This is a genomic window from Prochlorococcus sp. MIT 1318 (assembly GCF_047304505.1).
GTDB lineage: Bacteria > Cyanobacteriota > Cyanobacteriia > PCC-6307 > Cyanobiaceae > Prochlorococcus > Prochlorococcus marinus_D.
The window spans coordinates 2566250-2591878 of record NZ_CP138958.1 but is presented as its reverse complement, the minus strand read 5'-3'; the positions used below and the strand labels follow the sequence as shown (position 1 = coordinate 2591878).

Genomic DNA, 25629 nt, shown 5'->3' with positions numbered 1-25629 from the left:
ATTCCCTGGGCAGAATATTTGCCAATGTAGATATCGTTAAAGGTTTTATTTAGACGAGATCATGGCCCTGCATCACAAGAAGAAGGATGCTTATTTGCTCATTAAGGCACCCTGGAAGGAGTTTGGACATAAATATTCTTTACAGGCCTGAGCCTGAAATAATGCACTATATAGATATCCGCTTAGCGCATTACTGTTTAATGTTGACTAAAGAATAAAACGAGTGATACGCTTATATTTGCTTGTATGGGTATGGTGCTTGGCCTGTACTAAGCAAATGTTGCCTTAGTGTCTACAGCTCAATTCATAATGTGAGCATTGCCTGAATTGAGTTAAGCAAAAATACCTGGAACACGCTGCCTCCCGGTTCTCGTCACAATTGCAGCATTTGGAGCTCAAACTGCCCAATATCGGCCATTTGAGCTAGAGTAATTATACAAAGCATATGATGGCCCCAACTACCAGCTCAGCATCTTGTAAGTACTCATTGCCTAACAGCAAACCATCTCCCTACCGGCTTTCTTGAAATGGCCAACTTTTCTTACAACGTCGATATAATTAATCGTGTAGAGGGCCTTATAAGCACTAATGCTGTTAATGGTGCAGGTAAGTACGATTCCCTAAAGTTTTATATACAGGATGAATCAGTAAATTCACTTCTCTCGGATTCCGATTACGGCGTTAAAACCTCTAATCTGTATCAATTATATCAAGACGAATGGGTCAACATTGATGGTACCGGTAGGGGTGAAGGCTCTGTTGGCCCTGGAGACTCTGGAGGTATTTGGGAATATTGGATGTCAAATGGCTCATATGAATACATATCCGGTATAGCTAGTAACCCAAAGCATGAATGGGATGGTGATAGACCATTACGATTAGATTTAAAGTATTGGACTGAAGAAGACAATATTAGTTCAAATGGATACACGTTTTACGATAGCTATTATTTTGACGGTCAGGATTTTACCAACACTCCTGTTCAGGGAGGAGGAACATCAGCTGGACCATACGATACTGGAAAGAAAACAGCAACAGAAGTTTCAGAAGAGATTGCAGGCATCGCTAATGGCGACAAATTAGTAGTCAGTTATGAACTGAGGAAAGCAAAGCGAAAAGATGGGAGCAACTCAACGGAAACTGACGGCATAGCGCTTGAGACAGATGTAGATACAACAATTAGAGAAGATCCTCTAAAAAGTACGGCCATCAAGGGTATTGGCGCTACAGACAATGATGCCTATATTTTAGACATTTTAGCGAAAAATGTAGCCCAAGGTTATACACTTGAGTCTACTGATATCACTTTAAAATTCAACACAGATCTTTTCGGCTCAATTGATAAAGATCAAATCCAATTATCCTCTCTATTTCCTGTCGCCAATGCGATTCATATTGATAATGATAAAGGCGAAATACGCATCGTTGGTGCTGGTTTAAATCATATTAGTGGTGCAGGAGATGGCATAGAAGCAGGTGAAAACAAGGTATTTGCTTCAATTGCTCTAAATTTTGACGAGACTGCGTTAGCCAAATACACAACAGGAAGTGCCACTGCTGGCAAATTGCTCACCTATGACGGGACTGAATCCGGTGTGGATGCATTTGATGGAACATTAGAATTTGACCTTTCTGTTAATCGAGATTCCACCGTCTTCTCAAAAGAGGTTACAGAAACTAGCGCTGACGGTACGATATTAAAAAATGCAGAAATCAGTACCTTGCGAGATTTAGACGGTAGCGTCAAAGCAATCAAGGACTCGATAGCCCTCTATGAAGGCCAAGTTGACTTGAGTCAAACTGGTGACTTGACTTTCGCCTCCAATCGAACCATTGGCGTTGCATCAGGAGGAATTAAGACCAACCTGATACGAGCTGGTTCAACTGTTTACAGCGATGTCACTTGGAAAAATACTGGCAATGTAGCAGCTACAGATATCACAATCAAAAATCTTGCCACTGAGGCTACTGCTGTTGGCAAGGTGATTACATCGAAATCTGGATTCTTAAAAACAGATACCACCACATCAACAGACTACAGTAAAAATGGAATTCTTGATCAAACAGCACTCGATCAGATTGATGCCACTAATAATAAACTTAAAGGTGGCAGTTTTGTTACTACACAGGCAGAAGAAGTTAATGGGCTGAAAATAGGAGACTACGATCCAAATAAACAAGAAGAAAAGACAGTCAGGATTGCTGTAGAAATTGGAGACGATCAAGCTGGGAAAGTGTTTAATGCCGGTAAAAATCTATACAGGATGGAAGTCACTAGGAAAGACCAACATGGTAAGGATCAAACGGATGAATACGATGTTGGTACTAACGTTGGATCAAAAAACCTGATTACATTTCAGGGTGATCTCAACTTTGACGGCACTGTAGGAATGAAAGACCTTGCATTCCTCAATGCAGGAGCAGCGCGTCAGACCCTTAAAGATGTAACCTCTGGGATGAAAGATAATTTGGGCAATGATATAGGCACTCAGACCAAGCAAGCAGAAGCTAACACTTATGCCAGTGATGTCGATGCTGATTTCAATGGAGTCATCGATATCGCTGATCTCAAGATATTAGATAAAGATTGGGGCAGAACCCTTCATCTAACTGATAAAGCTTTTCATGGAATTTCGACTGGAACAACTGTAGGGGACAACCAAATGTCATGGAATGAGCTAAATGCACAAAATGGTATTAATGAGTCCTGGGATAATACATCATTTGAGAAGCAGAATACCCTCGAAGCCTTAGCCTCGTCTGGTGGATATGATGCTCCTCTAGAACATGTGCAAAATACGAATACTTCCAATTCAAATATAGATTCTGATAATGCACCTCGGGACGAAGTGGTTACAGGAGGAACAAATAACCCTGCCCCGTCAGTATCCGGCGGCGGCGGAAATTACACAGAGGACATTACAGGCATCGGCCTGAATGATGACATCATGGGTGGGTCAAGTACTTAATCAACTAATCGATTATAGTATCGCAGACCATAGTAAATATTAACCGCTTAGAACTAATGAGAAAAAAACTTTCATGTAGTAAGTATAAATTTGTGATTAGTTAATTACTGAGGCAATCGTCTTTTAAGGCAGACATTATTACTACTCTCACCCAGACTCTACTATGGGGCTACGGTAAAAACATATATAGACTCAGATCGACAAAAAATAGCTCCCATGAGTGAGATTCTGGATTAGAAAAATAAATACATAAGGTGCAAACTTATTCAGTTTAATTTACAGAAAATCTATACCTTGATAAAGGTGTAGGATATGCACCATGTTAACTCAATATGCTCTTGGTGTTGTTAACTATAGGAACAGTATAGATGGGCCTATTATTTTTGCAATCATCTCAAAGTCAATGAGGAAGTATTAGTTTGGTCTTGATAATATCGCTGTAGTCAAAGAATATGTAATTATTCCATCGCTGCTGGGTTGAGATTATAAGTTGTTTCAATAGATCTCTATCATTCTGTTGAGTAGATGCTACTGGAAGTCTCAATCGATTATAATTAAATTAACTGCTAAGTAACTACCAATCTCAAGATTGCATTATCAATATAATGCAATTACTAAATACAATCTAACCGCATATAGAAATTGTGGAAGGTGAGCTTGCTAGTAATGGGTTTTGGCAATCCGAGCCAGTCGGCGAGGACGATGACTTTGTAGTAAGTTCAATAGCTAGTGATAGTTCTTCTTCTCTAAGCAGTAAGAATGAAGCATATTCTTATGACTCATTATCAATAGACCTAGATAACAACTTAGGAAATAAGACAAATGTAAGCTTTTCAGAAACTCAATCAATAGAGATTGAAAAGGTTCACTTAGATCAGAGCTTAGATTCTATTGCTGGTCAAATACCAGGCCTCAGGAATGCACAGCAAACAGGTGGGACTGTATGGAATACTGAATTCACCTTACATGGCAATGTTGAAGGTACAAGATATCAACAAGAATCTTATACAATTAACAAATCAAAGGATGTAGATATTCAACTATCTACATACCAACAGGAAAAAAAAGAAAGAGATTCAGATAGCTATCAGAACAAAGCGGAAGGAGTTATATCACCCAACCAAGTAAAATCATCTAAGGACATTCTCCAGGCAGATACTTTATCGGGACTATTTCTCTCAAGTAATATTGAGAGCACAACATTAATCTCAGATAACCTTTCACCGCTAATCGGCAATGACTATTCGCAGGATGCATTACTAGTCTACAATGAGCAATCCCCATTAGTTAAAAGTGATTCAGGTATTGAGCTTTTAAATAAAAAAGATGTCGAAGAGATTCTAACAAATAACATAGAGGGAATAGGCGAGCATCAAGATAGTTTAAATTCTTTCTCGGCTAGTGAAGGATATGATTATAGCTTGACAGGAGAGAAAGTACCAAGTAATGCAGAGATTAATATTAATCTTGAAACAGGTATAGAAAATATAGATGACCTAAGTGATCAAATTAATTATCCAAGTAATATTTATTCGCAATCAACAGATTCTGAATATAGACCAAAAGCACAGTTTGCAGGGGTAGAAAGAAAATATTATTTAGATGACCGAGACTCTATCGATATATCATTAAAATCTTTCTCTATGCACAATAATCTAAATGACCATACCCCTGTAGTGGTCTCATCAACAGAAATAATTGAAAAGATAGTAGAGAATCTTGATAATGGTGAAGTGATTTGGCAACCAATTAACGAAGATGGTGGCTATATTATGGACGTAGATAATAATCCACTTACATATGATTTCACTCTAAAAGAAATTTTCGAAGATCAAGAAGGTCTTATTCCTATTGGTTCTTATCCCCCTGCAGAAAATAATGACAACTGGGGCGAATGGAACTTAGATATATTTTCTCTTCCAGGAGAAGACTCTCAGGTGTTGCCGAGTTGGCTTGAATTAGTCCAAATGGATCCTACACCTGCGCTAGTTGGCAAAGATAAATTAGTAGTAAGTTATAAATTCATAGAGGATAATTCGGATCCTGAAAAATATTGGATGGAAATCTATGCTCATGATGGAAGAGAGAATGGAGAAGGTTTAATTGGGCTTGAACTAAGCTTAGATTGGTATTCTGAATCAATAACTATAATTGAAGACGAATTAACAACAAATAATGTCTTTAATCGGAATCATTTACCGTTATTCCAAAAAACTGGTTCTATAATCAATATTGAATCCGATGATGAAGACATCGGAGATAGGCAAGGTTTGACCGGGCTAGTCGCAGCTGCTCTGCCGAATGGTAATGTTGGACGCGCGTTAGGTAATTTAAATTCGGAAGAATCACAAACGCTTTTCGCTAGGTTACCATTTCATATAGTAGATATAGATAGAGAGAAGAAAATCAATATTATTCCCACCTTATTACCCACTATAGGAGCAGCTGTCGAGCCGGAAGAGCTGCTAATAATTGGTGAGGAAAGTCCGAAGGCATGGATTATCAAAGCATTGCCTGATCAACAGGATGTAGGTGAGTATGCTTTCACAATTCAGTTGGGCGAGGGAGCCAGATCCACTAAAGAATATATCGGCATCTCAGTGAAAGAAGTTAATGACCCTCCAGAGTTAGTATCTAATAATAATCTTGCAATAGATTTAAGAGAACCTTCGACAAATCAAGGAGTAGAACTAATAAGAAATATCAGCCCATTCTTTAAGGATCAAGATGACTCCAATTTGAGCTATAAGCTACTATCAGGTCCTAGCTGGCTCCAGCTTAATTCGCAAACAGGGATATTAAGTGGTACCCCTCTCAATAAACATGTTGGTGAAACTACCATCAAAATAGAAGCTGACGATGGCAGGCAAGGAACTATTACAAAAGAGGTTCCAATTACCGTAATTAATGTAAATGATAGTCCAGAGGTGGGCATATTAATTCAACCACCTAACCTCAAGCAAGAACAAGAGTTTATATATAGACTGCCAAAAAATTCATTTGTAGATATTGATTTAGATATTGATTCAAGTGAAGAGTTGAATTATGAAATTGTTTCTAATCATATAGACAATGATCCACCTCAGTGGCTAACAATAAACTCTCAAAATGGTCATCTAGAAGGAAAACCTGGCAATCAAGATGTTGGCTTAAATCAATTCATAGTTAGGTGTACTGATAATTATGGACTTTACACAGATCAGGCAGTTAGTATTCAGGTTCAAAATGTCAACGATGCACCACAACGTACAGATCGGTTGGAAGATTTCCTTAATAAACAAATTCCTACTGTATCTGGCGAAACACCACCTAGTGAAGTTGACCAAGACGCCATTTTTATAGGTTTAAATAGGTCTATTAATATTAGAAATTGGTTTACCGACCAAGACATAGCTGTTGATCAAAATGAATCCCTTACAATTAACATTGAATTAGATGCTGAAGACAGAGGTATTATTAACTTAGAAGACATCAGTGATTTCCAAAATCAAGATTATCAATGGCTTGATTGGGATTCTAACTCTGGAATACTAAATATTAGACCTGAGGAAAAAGACCTTGGCGAACATATTCTGATGATACGAGTCAATGATATGGGTGGTCTAAATGCTTCAGCGCTAGTACCAATATATGTACGGCATAGAAATAGGGCTCCGTTTATAGCTATACAGCAGGAGACAGAATTATTATCTAATATCCAAACAGAGGGAGTAGATTCAAAACATATTAAGTATTTATCAAATCAAAATGATTCAGCAAGAACTATTAAAGGGCTAGAGTTTAATCTTACAGAGGAAAGCGATGTCGTTTTACAGCTTCCATTATCCTTATTTGGTGATCGAGACCTGAACATAGATCCTGCAGAAAAATTAACCTATTCTTTTACAGGAGAGCAAGAACTATTTCATGCAAATGGTGTAAATTCACATCCAATGTTCACTTTTGACCCTACAACACTAAAGTTTATTGGCTCAACTCGTGGTCTTGCCTTAAATAGCTCTCAAGGCTTTAAGTCATGGTCAGGAACTTTAACTGCTACTGACTCTGTAGGAGAACAAATAGACTTTGAAGTAGATTTTAATCTTCAAAGGACGGTCAATACTCCAACTTTAAAATTGATAAATGAAGGAATAAATTATAATGAAGGCCACTCTGTACCTGTCAATGAGCTTATAAATGTTGAAATAACACAAACACAAGGTGAGTTCATAGAACTCACAGTAGAGCTTATGGACGGAGATGGCGAAGATTTTGACCTCATCCAAAAAAATAACAATGACGACATAGTTGTTGTTCAGCCTGATTCGATTGGTATATGGAAGATTAATGGTTCAGCATCACAGATAAAGCAAGAACTAAATACACTTCATATTACTCCCAAGAATAACAATCATGCTATTGGAGAATTTACTTTTGGTTTTGCAGTTCAGAGTAACTTAGGGAATACAGGTCTTTACTCTAATAAAGTAGCAAAGTTAAATAGTTATATCCTTGAACCTACTCCGAATATCCCTGTTTGGGTAGACCATGATTCTGCCACCAGCAATCAACTTGATTTAACAACATTAGGCAGCATTGCAACTGCCCTTAGTCCAGACCCTCGAGAAGAAATAAACTATAAATTAGAACTTCCAAGCAATCGTAAAGACTTATTGATAACAAACTCTAATGGCCAAGAATTAGGGAATAAAGAAGGAGATTTAATCATATTAACCGAGGATGAATGGTTAAATTCTATTTTAAGAACAACAACTGCAAATGAAAACAATGCAGAAGTAAACATTCTTGCTGTCAGTACAGAACCTCAGAATGGATTACAGGCATTATCAACTTTAAATTCATTAAGTTTAAAAGCATTACCATACCTTGACTCTACACCAAATTACATTCCTCAACCTCCCATAGATATTCAGAAATCTGGAAAACTTACTAATCTTAAGTTTGCATTAGACATGCCTGATGGGACAAAAAGTATAAAGCTAAATCTTGACATGCCTCAAGGTACAACCGTTTATTATGAAACTAAAGAACTTAATAGTAGTAGCTTTATCAACCATGAGGGTACTTCACTAGACCGATTTACAATTACTTTAGACAACCTAGACGAATCAATTTTAAAGGATCTTTCTATTCAATTAAAAAGCGATGAAAGCTTTAGAGGAATGTTTGAGGGTACTGCCCATATAGTTGCCTCCGCTAGAGAGCAACTACCCCATGAGAATCAGTTAAGAGAAGACCTATTAAGTGGATTGGCGAAAGAAGGTAATAATACTAATTTCCATTGGGATGTTGCTCAAGTAGCACGTACTCCGGAATTCTCCGATAATGGAGGCGATTTACCTCTTAATTACAATCCAAATACTGGATCAATATCCATACCAGTACGAAGAGGAGCAAGCTCGTCTGGGCATAGAAATATCGCCGAAGCCTTAACACTATCCATTCGTAATATTCCTCTAGGTTATTCACTAGCGCAAAAGATAAATGATAAGTATATAGCGACTGGAGCTACTGATGCTTTTGGAACAATGACATTATTTACTATAGATCCATTACATCAAAACGAAACTCAATTGATTTCCAATTTTAATTTGATAAATGATGGCGATCTTTATATTGTCAAAACAGATGATGTCAATACTACCCTTGACGGTAAAGATTTAATTCTTACACTAACAGCAAGAATTAGTGATCAGCCAGGTGGAGACTCTAGGTCAAATGAAGTAACAAGAACACTTAGTCTTTCACATTATTCTAACCAAATACCAATGCTTAGTGACCTAGACGAATCTGATCCGACAATAACAAATGTTAATCCATCGGCATTTACACTAAGACGTTCAGAAGCATTTATAGATCCTGTCTTTATAAGTTTAAATGGAGAAGGTTTGCCTTTGTCAGACTTATCAGATTCTGCCACACAAACAGAATTTAAGATGTTGCCAAATGAATCCCCAATACCAACTGCATGGTTACAGCCAGGGACTAATCAAGATAATGATTTAGTGTCTGGTCTTCTGGTATTAAATGATCTTGATAATGATATTGGTATTGGAGATATAACAATAGACTCCGTAACTGAACTTATCTCTGAATATACACGCTCACAAGGTAGAGCTAGAAGTTTCTATTCTGGAAGTGATGCACTAAAGAGTTTGGATATTAATAATGATTATATACTCGACTCTAATGATCCTGATTGGTCAGAATTAAAAATTTGGTTCGATGATGGCGACACAGTAAGTCAATCGAATGAGATTCGTAACATTAGCGAGTTCGTTAGGAGTATAGACCTTGATACGATTCAAACAATTGTAAATAATCCAGCTTGGTCTGCTGGTAATCAGATTTTACGTAAATTGTCAGCATTACCAATTGCTCAAGGCGTAGAAAAATATGACTTATATGATGTCGGTCTTAGAATAGCACCTTCTGGAAATGCTAATCTTACTCTGGATGTTACTGGCAGTCATGCTACGGAAAATAGAGATTTAGGCACCCTTACGTTATCTAGTGTAGGCAGTAACGAATGGAGCAACGATGGTAAAGATGCATTAACTCTAATTAGGTTGAGCGGTCTACCACAAGAAGTGGTTCCATCGTTAGGAGTTCTTGACTCAAGAGGAGATTGGCTATTCACTTGGGCAGACTTGGTCTCAAATGGAGGTGATATTAAATTAATACCCACAAAAATGTGGAGCGGTGAAGTTAATGTACAAGTACTCATCAGCCAACTTCAAGCTGATGGAACATTCCTCAGTTCAGCACTAACGAGTTATGCATTAGATGTAGTTGCAGTTGCAGATAGGCCACTACATCAACTTAAAAGTATATCAATAACAGAGGATATACCAACCCGTCTTAGTGAATTACTTCAGAGGACACCGGAACTAGTTGATATTGATGGCTCAGAAGAACTACACATGGAATTAAGTGACATACCAAACGGAGTTCAATTCAGACTTATGAACGATGATGGTACTCATCAGGACTTAAATCCAAAAGATCAAGTTATAACCTTTTCTTCAGATGATATTGAGAATATCGAGCTAATACCCCCTCGGGACTTTTCTGGAAGCCTTGTATTTAAATTATCAGCTGTCTCTAAGGAAAAATCAAATTCTTCTAAAGCCAGAAACACACAAACAGCATTAATTACTGTAAAAGCCTTTGCAGATCAACCATCTCAAGTTCATCAAATTAATACATCAACTTACTTAGAAGAAGGAGGTGCTATTAACCTGACAACTATAATTGATAAACAATATATAGATAACAGCCTTTCAGACACTGATGGCTCTGAAACTTTACGTTTGGAAATAGAGATGCCTATCGGTTTAAGAATAAAACACGAAAATAATACTAGTTGGCTTCCAATTCAAACTAGCATCACTAATGGTAAGAGGGTAGTACTAATAGATGCAAATGATGCTGACTCTATTATATTTAAGGAAAATTCTCTAGGACCAGTTGAACAAATATTTTTATCCATTACTAGTATTAGCAGAGAGTTAGTCAATGGTCACACAGCTCGAAGTAATCCAAAACAAATTAACTTGCCTTTTGCTAGAGATGCTAGAGAGGCTAATGTTATTCTCCTCAACGCTGTTACTATAGAAGAGGATAGCCAAAATGGAATACCTTTAGTAAACCTCTTAAGAGTAGAAGCTGCTAACGATGGTGATACTCTTAGTTATCAAATTAATCAATTACCATCTGAGTTAAAGCTAGTCAATAAGAACGGTGATTTTATAAATCCTAATGGAACTCAACCAATTTTATTAAATGTATTAGAAGACTGGAGCGTAGTAACTGAAGAGGATAGATCTGGTTCCTTTTCTATAGATCTTCAGGTCATCAGTACTCCACCCAGTGGAGGTAGAGTTGCCATAACAGAATCCAAGAGATTATCTTTTACAGTCATTGGTTTAGCAGATACTCCAACATTATCCTTTGACCTTAGTCAAGGAGAACTTTTAGATATCGGAAGTAATGGTTGGTTAAATCTTGGTGCACTATCTTTCAGTTTGGAAAGTTCCGACTCAGATCAATCAGAACAGCTTTCTATGATTGTAGGAACGGTAGATAATATTGATCATACACTGACTTACCCACATTTTACAGACGATTTACCAAGTGAGAGTAAGTTTAATGTTCAAGCTACAAAATTAATAGATGGTAGTTGGCAACTTCAGGAAACTGATCTTAAAAATCTTAGCCTTTTTCTAGGTGAAATTGAAAACGACAAGATACTAGCATTTGTCCCAGTAGCTTTTGAAGCTAATAGCACTAATACAGGCATTCCTACTTATCTTACAATAAAGAACAACGCTACAGTTAGGGTACCTCTACTAGAAGTCCAAAGAGATTTGGAAGGTAATGAAGATGAACCACTCCCTCTTTTAGCGGATAAAGGTGGTGTTCTTTCACCAAAACTTAGGGGTAATGGAACAGGTCAGGATCTATATATGAAGCTTTCAAATTTGCCAGCTGGTTCTAAGTTGTTGGTAATAGATGGAACTTATGATGCTGCTAATATTCAGAACTATAACTATATGAACAAGGATATAAATAATAATTGGCTTAGTGAAGTCACATTAAAATATGATGAATGGGAGAACATTTATTGGCTTGGACCAGAGAATAGTTCAGGTTTATTTAGCTTTGAAGCTGTAGCCTATAGCAGAGGTAAAAGTAATAACATAGAAAAGCCATCTGAATCTAAAAATGTTCAAGTATTTTTACAACCTACGAATGATGCTCCAATTCATATTGCTACAGATCAGCTACAAACAGTAAAAGAAGGAAATTCAGGATTGTGGGATCTAAAAGACAGATTCAGTGATATTGACCATAACATAAATGATATTACTTTCCAGGTCACGATGATTAATGATTCTGGGACTCCGGTTGATTTACCCAGTTGGTTAAGTTTAAGTGAACAAGGTGTTTTATCCGGTATTCCAACCAATACTGATGTTGGCTCCATAAGATTACAGATAACTGCTTCCGACCCTCTAGGAGGAATAAAAATAGCACCTTCTAGTCTTTCATTATTAGTAGTTTCTGATACAAACACAGCTCCCACAATTTCAAATTTACTCTTTAATAACTGGGAAAGAAAACAAGATTCCGGTTCAGCCTTTTACGAGAAAAATATGAATCTAAGAGAAAGAATAAGCTTAGACTTAGAAAAAATCTTTAGCGATGAGGATATCATTAATGATGATTACTTATCATATACAATTAGTGGAGATAATGCAGATACTTGGGGAAGTTCAATAACTGATCTCGCAGACATTAATGGCACATTCTTAGAGATCTACCCTCGCTCAAAACAAACTACAATTAATAAACAGACCATACTTCTTAGGGCTACAGATACAAGAGAAGAGTCTATCATACAAAAATTAGTTTTAGATATTCAGAATATCAATGATCCTCCAGAGGTAGATAGGATTAATGCGGAAAAAGATTCAAATGGGAATTGGGTTGAAACTGTAAAAATAAGCGAAGGAGACACTGATTGGAATCTCAATCTTACAGGTCTTTTTAAAGATAATGATAACGATATAGATACTATCGTTATTCCAGCAATGTTCCCTTGGTGGTCTAGTTATAATTCCTCTTCAGATTACGGAGGTATCTTACGGGCAATAAACCCAACTGATGATTTAGATGTCGGTGTCAATGAATTAGAATGGAGAGCAATCGATCAATGGGGAGAGAGTGCAATATATACATTACGACTAGAGGTTGAAAATGTAAATGAGAGGCCCTTTGTGAGAGATTCTGTTGATATTTCTGAACTAGGTCAACTTAGTAACGATCCTACTAAACACCCTATAATCAGGCAAGATGATTATGCAAAGTTAGATCTTGGGAAACTCTTTGATGATCCAGATCTACGATTACCAAATTCATCAGAGAACCTAAAATATCATGTTGGATCTCTACAGAAGTTTAATGAAGATGAAAATACTTGGATTGATTTGGATGTCGAATCTGCAGATTGGGTAAATATATATAAACGGTCTTCAGTCTATGAAACAGTTGAAGACAAAATTATAATAGAACCTAAATTCTACTATACAAGAAACAATGTAAGAGGCGCAGAAATCAAACCCGAAGAGTTTGGCAATCTCAAATCAGGTGATAGAATTCAAGTAGATATATTAGCAAATGACAATCGAGACCCCAATAGACTATTAAGTGAACATGGCTACCTTTCGAAAGGATTGCAATCAGCACACATTGAGGTTTTTTGGTCAAACGCAATAACACTAGTCGATAACACTACTGTCGTCACTGACGAATTTCCAATTGGAGTGGATGGTCTTGGTTCTTCTCCTTCTTTCAAGCATTGGGAGGATGGTTTTGAATTACTTGCTGGTAATGTTTCTGCCATGGGTATGGGCTCAGCTGTAGGAGATATAGGCCCAGAATCAATAGTGCGTTTTGATGTAATTATAGAAGATCCATCAGCAGCGATAGAAGTTAATATCAATGCTATGGATACTAATTCGGAAGGACAGAAAATAGGAGAGGGAATAAATGATATCTACCGGGGAGAAGAAGACATAAAAGAAGTTGTTATTCACTCTTTTACAAGTCAATCCAAGGCGGATTTTGAAATTCTCCATCCAGGTAATAGTGATGTCGGCATCTATAAAGTTGAAATCGTCGCTACGGATACCGATGGTCTTTCTACCTCAAAAAATATTGATTTTGAAATTGAAAATGTAAATGATCCGCCAACAATACTAGACACAAATATGAGACTTTTTCTTCAACAAATTATTCAACTTTTTGAAGAACCGCTAATTGAAGGCGACAGCATGGAGACTGGTTATTATCAACTATTTTCTGATATAGATGATATTGCAGGAGATTCATTAACTCTTGAACTTCATCGAAAGGATATCTCTGATCATAAAGGTTATCATATAATCAACATAGACTCTTATCTAGATTTTAAAGAAGATCTACAAGGTCGAACAAAGTTAATCTTTACAGCCCCTAAAGGGCTAGATAGTGTAGATAATCAGTCTGTCAGATTTGCTGTTAAGGATATAGTCAATCCAGACCTAGAGCAGTTGAGGAATGATCAAAGTCAACTTGGAGTAGTTAATATGGATGAGACCAAATTATGGGACATTAGACAAATATTGAATGGTCATGAGAATGACCTCGACTTAAACGATATCAAAGTTCGAGTGTTAAACGATAAAAATGAACTGGTAAATATTCCTAATTGGCTTCTGCATAACAATCACTTGCTATACAAATTTCCAACCCTAAATAAACTTGATCTAAGGAATTATAATATACAGATTGATTCTAATGACAATAATGGTAATCCAAATCAGTCATATAATTTAGAGTTAACCTTAGTAGATGAAGTCTTCACAGATTGGTTTGACCTTCGCTTTCAACCAAAAGCGGATGTAATTCAGTTAACCATTGGAGACCAAGGTGACAACTTAGAATCAAATCATTTAGGTGTTCATGGAGATAAAGGCATGACTATAGATTTAGCAACGGTATTAAATTTTAACGCTCCATCATTGACAGATAGTCTTGGAGATGAACTTTATCTAAATATTCAACGAAATCAATATAGTCCCTTTTATGAAGGATCAGTAGAAAACCTTGGCATCACTCAAATAGGGGAATCCAAGGAATGGGATCTCAAACAACTTCTTAATACTTATTTAAATAATCAACAAACATACGAAAACCTTGAAAAAGATAATCCAATTTATTCTGATATTTACGAACCTGATATACTACATGATCAATTCCAAGACTTCTCAGATCCTTTCTCAGATCCTTTTTCAAACCCAATATTAGACCACTTCTTAGACTATTCCTCAGAACCCTTATCAAATCCTGATTTAGTTTCGGATCAACTATATGAATTTTCTGAGATTACAGTTCAACTTATCGATGATGATGATCAGATTACAGATCTCCCAGCTTGGCTCGAAGTTGACAACTCTGGAATACTAAAAAAACTTCCTTCCCAGGATAACTTGGATTTAAAATTATATCATCTTATAATACAATCTAATGACCTGAACCATATACCATTAGAACCAATATTTCTTGACTTGGCTTTGGTTGATTCAGATTTAAAATTAGATATTGATAGTTTGCCTAACGACACTATCGAAGAGTTTGGATCTTTCTACCTAGATTCCATTCAAGATTGGGAAATAGTAAAAATAATACAAGACGATTTTAATCGTAGAGCTGATATTAGAGTTTCTGATATAGATCTAAACAACATATCTATTCGAATGTTTGATGATAATAATACCGAATTGCAACTGCCAAACTGGCTGAACTTTGATGTTAACACTAAGATTTTAAGTAAGATGTCTACAACTAATAGATCTGCACTAGGTACCTATAAATTAATTCTAGATATTCCTATATTGTCTGGATTAGCTGACTCTAGTTCTAATGTAATCTCTATAGATAAACATATTGCATTAATAGATCCAAACACCTCTATTGGTAACGAATTTTACATTGCAAAAACAGGAATAGATGGAATTAAATATCTCGAGATTGATTTTCAGAAGCTCAGTCTTTTAAAACAAAAATATGGCAAGCAAAATGACTTTGGTAATATTGAAGGCATTAGTCTCTCTATTGATCCCAGTGATATCACTATGCTTCCACCTGACATAATTGCGAAAATGAGTAATGATAACTTTAGTGAACTATCAGGTATGGGAATTGATGTCTGGACCACTACTAGGGTAAAAGGTGATATTCAGAATCAGTTTGGAGAAAAGACTTCCCCTATATCTACAGTATGGGTTCCAATACGCAATCAATCACCAACTTTTACACCACAGCAAACCCAATTTATAAATAAGTCTCACCCACTCTTTATAAACAACTCTATAGGTGATGAATCTGATGAAGAACTTTTTAATTTGCATTTCAGCATAAATGATGGAACCAAACCATTGCACTTCTCTCTAAAAGATATGGTTGATATTTCTTGGGAATCACCAACATTAGATCTTTATCGTACAGAATTAGATGCCCTTGACTACGAAACCAATGGATCTGGATCTTATTATTATGGCAATAGGGATCAAACCACGATACCCGAAAATCTAGTCATTCAATCATACAGTAGTGAAGTTGATTTTATTAACCAGGATTATCCTGGAAAGATCCTCATAAAGCCAATATTTTACGAATCTATTGATAACGGTTTTGAACGTATTCGTGGTGATGTAATCGAATACTCCGATCTTCCAACTTATTTTAATCAAGATGGTGGAGACTTCTTTGTATCTGTTAATGCTACAGATAATCGGTCTATTGCGCTAAAAGGCTTGCAATCATTTGGCTTTGATCTTTCTTGGTCGGAATCAATGGAGCTAGATCCCAATAGTATAGACATTACACCAAAACTACCTCTATATTCTACTGGTATTAGCGAACAATTGTATGAATTGGCTTCAAATAACCAAGATATAGTTAATGATCAACTCAAATCAATTGCTCCACCTGAAAATTTCATGTCAATCGTTGGAGCTTTTAACGAAACTAAAAGTGCAGAGTCTCTAGCCGCAAGTCAAGCCCCTTATGATCGAGAGCTCTTTGATCTTAATAATGTATTTACCGATTCAGATACACAAGATATAAGTATATGGGAGATAGAAATTCCCCCCGAACTAAAATTTAATGATGGAACGCCAATGGTACTGTTAGATAAAGAAACTGGTAAAATATCACTAGCAAAGGATGTTAAAAAACTCGACGATCTTCCAGAAGGTGAACATCATATTTTTGCTACTTATACAGACACCGCAGGTGCTCTGGGAGATCCAAGTGGTAAGACTACAGGAATGCTTAGAATATATGTTGAATCTCAAAATCCCAACGAGGAAATTCTTGGAGCCCTTGATTATCTTTCACGAGCAGATTCTTCTTATATCAATAATATATTTGATCTAATGTCTGACCCAAATGCCCGTGAATTAGATGAACAGGAAAAAAGTATTTATGGAATCTTTGAGACATTTGAGTTAGATTTTATGGATGAATATGATGATGAAGAATGGAATGACGTCATCATAGATCCAGATGGTTGGATAGAGCTAGGCACAGCCTACAAACTTGATCAAAAGAGCTGGAGTCTGGATAAGTTGTTGACAAACGAACACGGTCCTCAAAACTACCAACAAATAACTATAACCACATATCAGATCGACGAGACTGAAGAAGATCAATTTGATCAAGTTGATTATTCTTACGAAACTAAATGGAAGCTTTTTGACACTCCAGACTGGTTAGAAGTTGATTCCAATACTGGCCAGATGCAAAAAAAACCAATAAATAGAAATCTTACTTTAGAAGAGGAGTTTTTCTTTGTTCAAGTGACCGGACTAACTGACGATAATCGATCTTTAAAAACAGATAAAATTCCATTAGAAATAATTAATGCCGCCAATGCAGAAGCTGAGAAGGAACAATTTTTCAAAGACTTCAATTCCGGATCAATTCATTTTCTCGAACAAGATGATCAAGATAAGCCCCGTATTATGTTGGATGCAAGAGGCAAAAATGACGATAAGGGTTTAATACTTCAAAATCCAAAACTTCTTAATGCAAATCAATCAACCTTGTCAGAAGCTCAGCAGCTTGACAAAATGGAGGAAAAAGAGATAGAAACTGCCCCTATTGGTCAATTAGATTTCACAGTACTTACTCATGGTAAAAAAGGAGCAATTGTTGAAGTAAACATTCCCAAGGGAGGTGCAGACCTAGACACATTGATTAAAACAGGTAAAAATGGAAAACCTTATATATTTGAGTCAACTCACAAAACCTATGATAAACAGTTACATGGTCCCAAAGATAAATGGTTAGCAAATCTTCCTTACAGTGTTCATTACTATGGAGCTATTACAGACGATAAGAAATTTTCAGGAATTAATGATATTAAAGTTACAGCAAAAAATAGTGACCATATATATAAAGACATCTTAAAAGCAGGCTTTGATCCAGTTAGGCATGGTTATGGGATGATTGATGGTTCCGCTTATCTAATTGATCTCGATAATAATAAAACAATTGACCTTATCAGCATGTTATTAGTTGACAATGGCTTTTTTGATACTAATTCAAAACCTGGAGTAATCGGTGATCCACTAATCCCAACTAAAACAAATTCTAAGAAGTCTTCTGAAGGCGGTGGTTCTGACGGAGTCGGAGTCGGAGTTGGTGTCGGTGACAGTGGCAGTGACAGTGGTGGTGGTGTCAGTGGTGGCGGCGATGATGGTGGTGGAGTTGTTAATTATGTTCCTACTGGCAGTGATGATACAGTCGATCAACCATCAACCCCTGATGTAACTACAGGCGATTCAACTCCACAAAATCCCCCTCCAGAAATCGGTAAAGATAATTCTGACGAACAGGATTCTCTCACCACACCATCTGATTTTAGTGATGAAGCCTCAGAGAACTCTAATCTACCCATACCTTCTGTAACTAGTGAAGACCAACGAAAAAATAAACTTCAAAATACCAATATCAGCTCACTACCTGTTAATAGGTTTAGTACTACTAATAATCGTCTATCTAATACTATTCCTGATTTTAATCGTAATAGCATAGATACGTTTGCCAACTCTATTAGAAATAATAATAATTTCTCAGGCTCTAATCTGTCTATTAAATCACAAGATAGCCTCGACAATAGTTACTCTACAACAGATTCATATACGAACTGGCTTAATTCCAGGGTTGGCGATGTAATAGATAAGATAAAGCCAATTCTATCTCAAATATTAGAATCTCCAAGCACATCAATGGCTATGGTTTTTGGAATGCTTATGGCACCAATAGCCGGAGAACGAATTACAACATATATAGCAAAAAGAATGGATAAGGACTTACGGTTAAAGTTATTATCTAGAAGTTCTGACTTTAAAGGCAGGTGGGTCATGCCCACCCGCGATAAAAAGTATTTATTAATTGTTCGTAATGAGTCCCATCTAGAACTTGAGAGCTACACACCCTCATCTCAAGTCTCTGATGATGGCCTTACAATCTTACCTGGATTTAACTCAGACGGACATTCATTACTCAGCCAAAGCATCGAAGCTTGTAAAAATCCAGGCGCATTTATACGTTCCATAGAAAAACTTCATAGGCAAATGTTTCATGATTCAACTATAGAAATAAACTGGGAAGCATGGATATCTGAAAACTTTATACTTAAAAATACGTCTGCTTATTTTGATAATTCAAATTCTCCAATAAACGAACTGATAGGCCTAGTACAACGAGCTAATCGACATGATCCGGCTCTTACAGATGTCGTAATGATTAGCCAGATTCACGACTGCTCAGAAGTTCTTGGCCTAAATAACAAACGTAAAACTTGCAATCAAGCACCATGAGACCAGTTTACGGATTAATATCTCCATCCCTCAGTTCATAATTTATATGTTCGCGTGCCAGTATTAGACAAACGCATATTTTCTACCTATCATTTCCCTATGGCTCAAAACTCCCACATAGAACTTGTCCAATGCTTAGCTCTACATGAGTTAATCGAACCGTTGTCAAGAGCCCAAGCCGAGATTGAATTTGTCAACCAATTTAAGCTTGAATCATCTGATTACAGTGTATCGGGAGCAGAATCAATTAAGGTATTAGTAAGTCAATTAAACATTACTGATGAGAATAGCTTTGACCTTTGGCGTCAAAACCATTTGCTTGCTGTTAGCGATGATAGACTTGTCTCCTATGCAAAATATAGGTTAAAACGTAAAAAAGTTATTGAAGAGATACTTAAGGGATCTGGTGAATCTCTATTTCTGAGATATAAAGACCGTCTTGATCGTGTACTTTACAGTTTAATCCGTGTTGAGGGAGAAGATCTTGCCCAAGAGCTTTTTTATTCAATTGAAGCTGGAGAAGTTGACTTTGGAACAGCTTCTGAGATGTATAGCTGTGGACCAGAGTCAAAGACTCAAGGTATTGTTGGGCCTGTAGACCTAACTACTCCTCATCCAGAAGTATCCGCTCGACTACGAACCGCAGCCGCTAGAGAGCTCTTTTCACCTTTTATGGCCGATCAATGGTATGCAATTATTAGGCTTGAATATCGTTTTGATAGCCAGTACGATGAACGTACAAAAGAATTTTTAGGCAACCTTGTACTTAGTACCAAATCACGAGAGCTTGCTAGTCAGCTAACTAATCAAATGATTGAATTAGGGAGCTAATAACTTTGCAACTAACTGCCTCTTTCTACAAGCATATCTCAGACAATATTTTCAATAACTCTTCTGTTACAACATCAGAAGCCGGTTCATTGATTTTTTCAAGAAATACTGTTGCTGATCAACTTATTCTTCTTGATTCCGGTGAGGTTAGACTTATAGATCAGGATCGTACCTTTGGCTCACTCACAACTGATACTCTCAAAGCCCCCTTTATTATAGGAATCTCTCAACTCCTAGATCGTTCACTTCATGAAGAAGTCAGGGCTAAAACAGTTTGTACCTATAGAAATATAGATCTTAATGGTTTAACGCCTGAAGGTGAAATTTTTATTTCCAACATCTTAAATGATAATATAAGCGAGTTTGAATTGCCTTACCTCTACAAACAAATCGAAAGCAATTTACAATTTAAAGAACGAGTTATACCAAAATATTCTCTATTTAAAGAAAAGGTGTTTATCTATAAACCTACATCTCAAAAAAAATCAAGTAGTTTGCTTATTTACCTTGATTCTCCTAAAGATGGCTTTATTTATGGACAGATTATTACAACTGAAATATGCAACACCTTTTTCTCTCTTTCAGATTTTCCTAGAATCGCCCATATAGAACTTTTAGACATATCTTCAGATGAAATATTTGCTATTATTGAACCCAATAGCACTAATACTTTAAATAATCATCAGCAAGAAAATGTTTCTCAACCCTCCTTTCTTGTTACACCAGAACTTAAGAATGAAGATAATAGTTCTGAACACAAAGGCTATCGCCTTGCACGTGGAAGCAATCGCAAGGAATGCTTTGTATCCAGCCTTAAAATGTTAACTGATTTCTTTGAAGTACCAATTAGGCGAGATACTCTTCTAAGAGCAGCAGACGTACTTGATCAAGATGACATCAATTGGAATATTAGAATGCTTTCCATAATGGATAGCTTTGGCTTTGCTGTTCGTGCAGTACGAATAAACATCGATAATCCCTTCAGGCTTCCTTTGCCTTGTATTTGGATCGATGATAAAGGTATGAGTTCTGTAATTGTTAATACTAATAACAGAGAACTTACCATACTCAATCCTCTTAAGGGTATAGAAAAATTAAACCTATCCGATGCATCCGCCCTTCTCTCAGAATCACCCCAAGTTATTTCTGTTGAGATAGGACTTCATACTCCACGTAAGCGGTTTAGCTTAGCCTGGTTATTCCCATATGTTCAAAAATATCGAGCACAACTTGTCGAAGTCTTTGCCGCTAGTTTTCTTAATCAGTTATTTGCTTTGGCGACACCTTTATTATTTCAACAAATTATTGATAGGGTTATTAGTAAAGGAGCGATTGAAGCACTAAGTCCACTTGTTATCCTGATGTTGATTTTTGTAGTTCTAGAGACTACATTTGCCAGCCTTAGAACATTTCAATTCGTCGAAGTATCAAATCGTATAGATATTAGTGTTGGTTCAGCAATTATCTCTAGGATGTTAAAACTTAATGCTCGCTTCTTTGATAGCAGGCCTGTAGGTGAGTTATCTAGTCGTTTAGGAGAACTTGATAATATCAGACGCTTTCTAACGGGTACAGCATTAACTGCTGTACTAGATGCGATTTTTGCAATTTTATACTTCGCAGTCATGTTCTTTTATAGCACTATACTCACTTTTGCTGTGATTTTGACAATCCCATTCCTATTTGCGGTCACTGTTGGAATTACACCGATTACTCAACGCCTCATTCGTAGACGTGCCGAGGCTGCTTCTAGAACTCAGGCCTTACTTGTTGAAATCCTTGGTGGGATTCAAACTGTAAAGCTTCAGAATGCAGAATTAGCTTCACGTAAAAAATGGGAGGAAAGACACCTTAATTCAATTAATCAGGGTTTTAAAGCTATTCTTGCCAATACAACCAGTTCCAATGCTCTTCAATTAATTAATAAAGTTAGTAGCATCATTGTCATTGGAATTGGCTCAACATTAGTAGTCAGCAATCAGTTGACTCTTGGTCAGCTGATTGCATTCAGAATTATCAGTGGATATGTTACACAACCAATGTTAAGACTTGCCTCGTCTTGGCAAAGTTTTCAGGAAATGTCTCTTTCACTAGAACGTGTTAGTGACATAGTCAATCAACCTCTTGAAATAGGAGAAAATGAAGAAGGTCATATCGTCATGCCAGCGATTGAAGGAACCATAAAAGCAGATGAGGTAGGCTTTTCCTATTCCTCGACTACCACTCCAGTACTTTCATCTGTAAGTCTTGATATCAAGGCTGGCTCATTTGTAGGACTCGTTGGCCAAAGTGGTTGTGGAAAAAGTACTTTCCTGAAGATGATTCCAAGACTTTATACTCCAACTTCTGGCCGTATATTAATTGATAATTATGACATTTCCAAAGTCGACCTTTATTCTTTGCGCCAACAACTTGGATATGTACCTCAAGACTGTATGCTCTTTGAAGGTACTATATTCTCAAATATAGCCCTTGGCGATCCTCAAGCAGAAAGTAACAAGGTTATAGAAATGGCTAAAATAGCATGTGCACATGAGTTTATCATGAATTTACCAAATGGTTATAGTACCCCCGTTGGTGAAAAAGGAGCAGGCCTTTCAGGTGGTCAACGTCAGAGAATAGCACTTTCAAGAATGTTATTAGAAAATCCAAATATGGTTGTTCTAGATGAAGCCACTTCAGCACTAGATGTAGATACAGAGCGACAAGTTGTCAGCAACCTCAGGTCATACTTTTCTAAAAGCACTCTGTTAATGATTACTCACCGGCTTTCAACCCTTACTGAAGCTGATCAGATTATTGTTATGCACACCGGTAGAGTAGATTCTGTAGGAACCCATTTGGAATTAATAGAAAAAAAAGGCAGGTATTTTGCCTTGTACCAATCCCAGTTTGGAGAACCAACATGAATATATTTAATTTCTTCTCTACAAAAAAAAAACAGGCAGAAAAACCTCCTCCAGTTGATCTTGGACTATTACCACCGCCCCCTATTTGGTCGCGTGTCTTAATATGGACTTTAGGCTCTGGAACCATTGCTCTGCTACTTTGGTCAATTTTTGCCCGAGTCGAAGAGATTGTCATGCTTCAAGGTGAACTAACAACCGCCAGACCTGCTGTAAAAGTATCAACAATTGATCATGGTGTGATTAGTTCGATTCTCACTAGGCCTCATCAGTCTGTTAAATCTGGTGACCCACTTTTAGTCTACGGCGATGATGAGACTAAGCTTCGTCTAGACAGTCTCAATCGAAGATTAAGCATTTTATCCCAAAAAAATATTAAAGAAGATAAGATGTATGATTTACGGATCCGACAAAAAAAAGATCAACTCCAACTCGATAATACCCTATTAAAACAACTGACGTATCTAGCCAACCTAGGAGCTATGCAAAAGAACCAGGTTCTCGAAAAGCAAGCAGAAATATCACAAACAAAAATTGCTATACTTACTTTGCTAGAAGAAAAAGAACGTTCTAGGCACCAAGCACAACAAACTATAGAAGAGATGCAATCAACAATCAATATCTTAAAAGTAAAGTCAAAACGCTTTGTCATTAAAGCGCCAGTAGATGGATTTATTCAAGATGTAAAATACCAAACTCCAGGAGAAAGGATTCAACCTGGAGATGTCTTAGCAACAATAATCCCTGACCGAGAACTAATAGCAAAAGTAAAAATTCCCTCAAAAATCAGTGCACCAGTAGAAGTCAATTCAAAAGCTAGTCTTGATATTGATGCTTATCCTACATCAGATTTTGGAGGCATAGAAGCAAAAGTTCTTTCTTTGTCCCCAATGACTCAAGGCGACAATAATAATTCAGCACTAAAAATCTATACTGCAGATTTGCAGTTGATTAAACCGAATGAACCTGACCTTCTTAATTTTTCCCAACTTCGTCCAGGGATGTCTGTAACAGCCCGGGTTCGCTTAAGAGACAAGGCAGTGATAACAACTGTTTTTGACGTCCTTTCTGGGCTTTTTGATCCTTTAACCCAGCAACGATGACAACCCAACCCTTCCACATATCTTAAAAAAGTACCTCGGTATAATAGCAAATCGATCTGTCTAATAATTCACTATCTAAACTCACGACTCTTCACAATGCTCTAATCTCTAATCTCTAATCTCTAATCTCTAATCTCTAATCTCTAATCTCTAATCTCTAATCTCTAATCTCTAATCTCTAATCTCTAATCTCTAATCTCTAATCTCTAATCTCTAATCTCTAATCTCTAATATTAAATCTTACCTGAAAACTCTCTACAATCTAATTTGCAGACCACATCAAGTCTTAGCCAGCGGGTGGCGGTTCGGGCACTAGATCACGATAGTTAGGACTCTCAGCATCAAGGTTAAACACCGTGACCTGACCTTCAAAGCGATGAATCGATCCATAAATACTGGGCTTACCTAAAAGCACACAAGCGTCATTCACCAGGTAACGGCTAGGGAAATTATCAGTGCAGTCACAAACAATGTCGTACGGCTGAATGATCTCAAGAGCGTTATCTCGCGTCAGCGCTTTCTCGTAGACATCCACTTGACAATGGGGATTGATTTCAAGGATGCGAGCCCGAGCAGAATGCGTTTTTGGTTGACCTACCCAACTCGTGCCATGGATCACCTGGCGCTGCAAATTAGAGAGCTCAACAACATCGAAATCGACAATCCCGATATGGCCTACACCAGCAGCAGCCAAATAAAGCAGCAACGGCGAACCGAGCCCGCCACTACCCACACACAACACAGAAGCCGCCTTGAGTCGTTTCTGACCAGTCATCCCAACCTCTGGCAGGGTGAGATGACGAAAAAAATGCTCTAACTCATCTGGGCTCAGGTCAACACATATCTATTGAGAGAAACATGCTATCTGATCATTGATGTTAATTCCATCTGGTTACCTACACTCAAAAAGCTTCTAAACAGCCCCACACCGGTGGCTATTGCTTGACGATCTCTATATCAGCCTGAATCTTGAACTGATTCCTAGCTGGTCTTTCTTCACCCCTTGCTACACAAACCATTCGATACTGCAGCAATGATCACGCGCTGAGTATATCTACCTAATTGCACTTATGGGTCTGGTGTAATTGCAGGCATGCTTAAAACGCACTGCAGCAAAAGCCAGCAGTACAGAGACCAGGCCCTGGCTAACCTATCCATCTAATCTCTGTCAAATCACTTCAATGTTCTGACGAGTTTCAAGCTCTGATAGCGACGAGAATATACATCTTGAATCTGTTTTAATGTAATATCGAGCTTTCTTGCCCTCACATGCTTTCTTTTGGGCAATAAGACCAGGCCAAGCCTTAAACACTCGCCCCTATTTGCTGATGGAGACAACAGCTTTTGTAACAGTTTGAACATTGACAGCTAACCAGCCCTGTCT

5 protein-coding genes and 1 pseudogene are annotated in these 25629 nt (G+C 37.1%); 5 read left to right on the top strand and 1 reads right to left on the bottom strand.

Annotated elements, in window-relative coordinates:
• Positions 1 to 527: 527 nt before the first annotated feature.
• From SIB66_RS12900 to SIB66_RS12880, 5 genes are all read left to right on the top strand, one after another.
• A complete protein-coding gene (locus tag SIB66_RS12900; protein WP_413681330.1) occupies positions 528 to 2969 on the top strand; it encodes a hypothetical protein in 2442 nt (813 codons plus the stop codon).
• A 644-nt stretch (positions 2970 to 3613) separates the two neighbouring features.
• Complete coding sequence (locus SIB66_RS12895; protein WP_063421312.1) at positions 3614 to 19405, top strand: putative Ig domain-containing protein; 15792 nt, start codon at positions 3614 to 3616, stop codon at positions 19403 to 19405.
• Between the two features lie 99 nt (positions 19406 to 19504).
• The gene (locus tag SIB66_RS12890; RefSeq protein WP_236073577.1) at positions 19505 to 20236 is read left to right on the top strand and encodes a peptidylprolyl isomerase; all 732 of its coding nucleotides are present in this window, start codon (positions 19505 to 19507) and stop codon (positions 20234 to 20236) included.
• Between the two features lie 5 nt (positions 20237 to 20241).
• Positions 20242 to 23145, top strand: coding sequence for an ABC transporter transmembrane domain-containing protein (locus SIB66_RS12885; protein ID WP_063421316.1), 2904 nt, complete (start codon positions 20242 to 20244; stop codon positions 23143 to 23145).
• The gene (locus tag SIB66_RS12880) at positions 23142 to 24245 is read left to right on the top strand and encodes an HlyD family secretion protein (RefSeq protein WP_063407783.1); all 1104 of its coding nucleotides are present in this window, start codon (positions 23142 to 23144) and stop codon (positions 24243 to 24245) included. Before SIB66_RS12885 ends, SIB66_RS12880 begins: the two co-directional genes overlap by 4 nt.
• Before the next feature lie 289 nt (positions 24246 to 24534).
• Here SIB66_RS12880 and SIB66_RS12875 read toward each other — a convergent pair.
• Positions 24535 to 25089 (bottom strand): annotated as a pseudogene (locus tag SIB66_RS12875) (ThiF family adenylyltransferase); the annotation flags it as partial.
• Positions 25090 to 25629: the final 540 nt, after the last annotated feature.

What these genes read in the sequence shown, in the direction of transcription:
- SIB66_RS12900 (WP_413681330.1), top strand. Translation starts at nt 528, where the DNA reads ATGGCCAACTTTTCTTACAACGTCGATATAATTAATCGTGTAGAGGGC.
- SIB66_RS12890 (WP_236073577.1), top strand. Translation starts at nt 19,505, where the DNA reads ATGGCTCAAAACTCCCACATAGAACTTGTCCAATGCTTAGCTCTACAT.
- SIB66_RS12880 (WP_063407783.1), top strand. Translation starts at nt 23,142, where the DNA reads ATGAATATATTTAATTTCTTCTCTACAAAAAAAAAACAGGCAGAAAAA.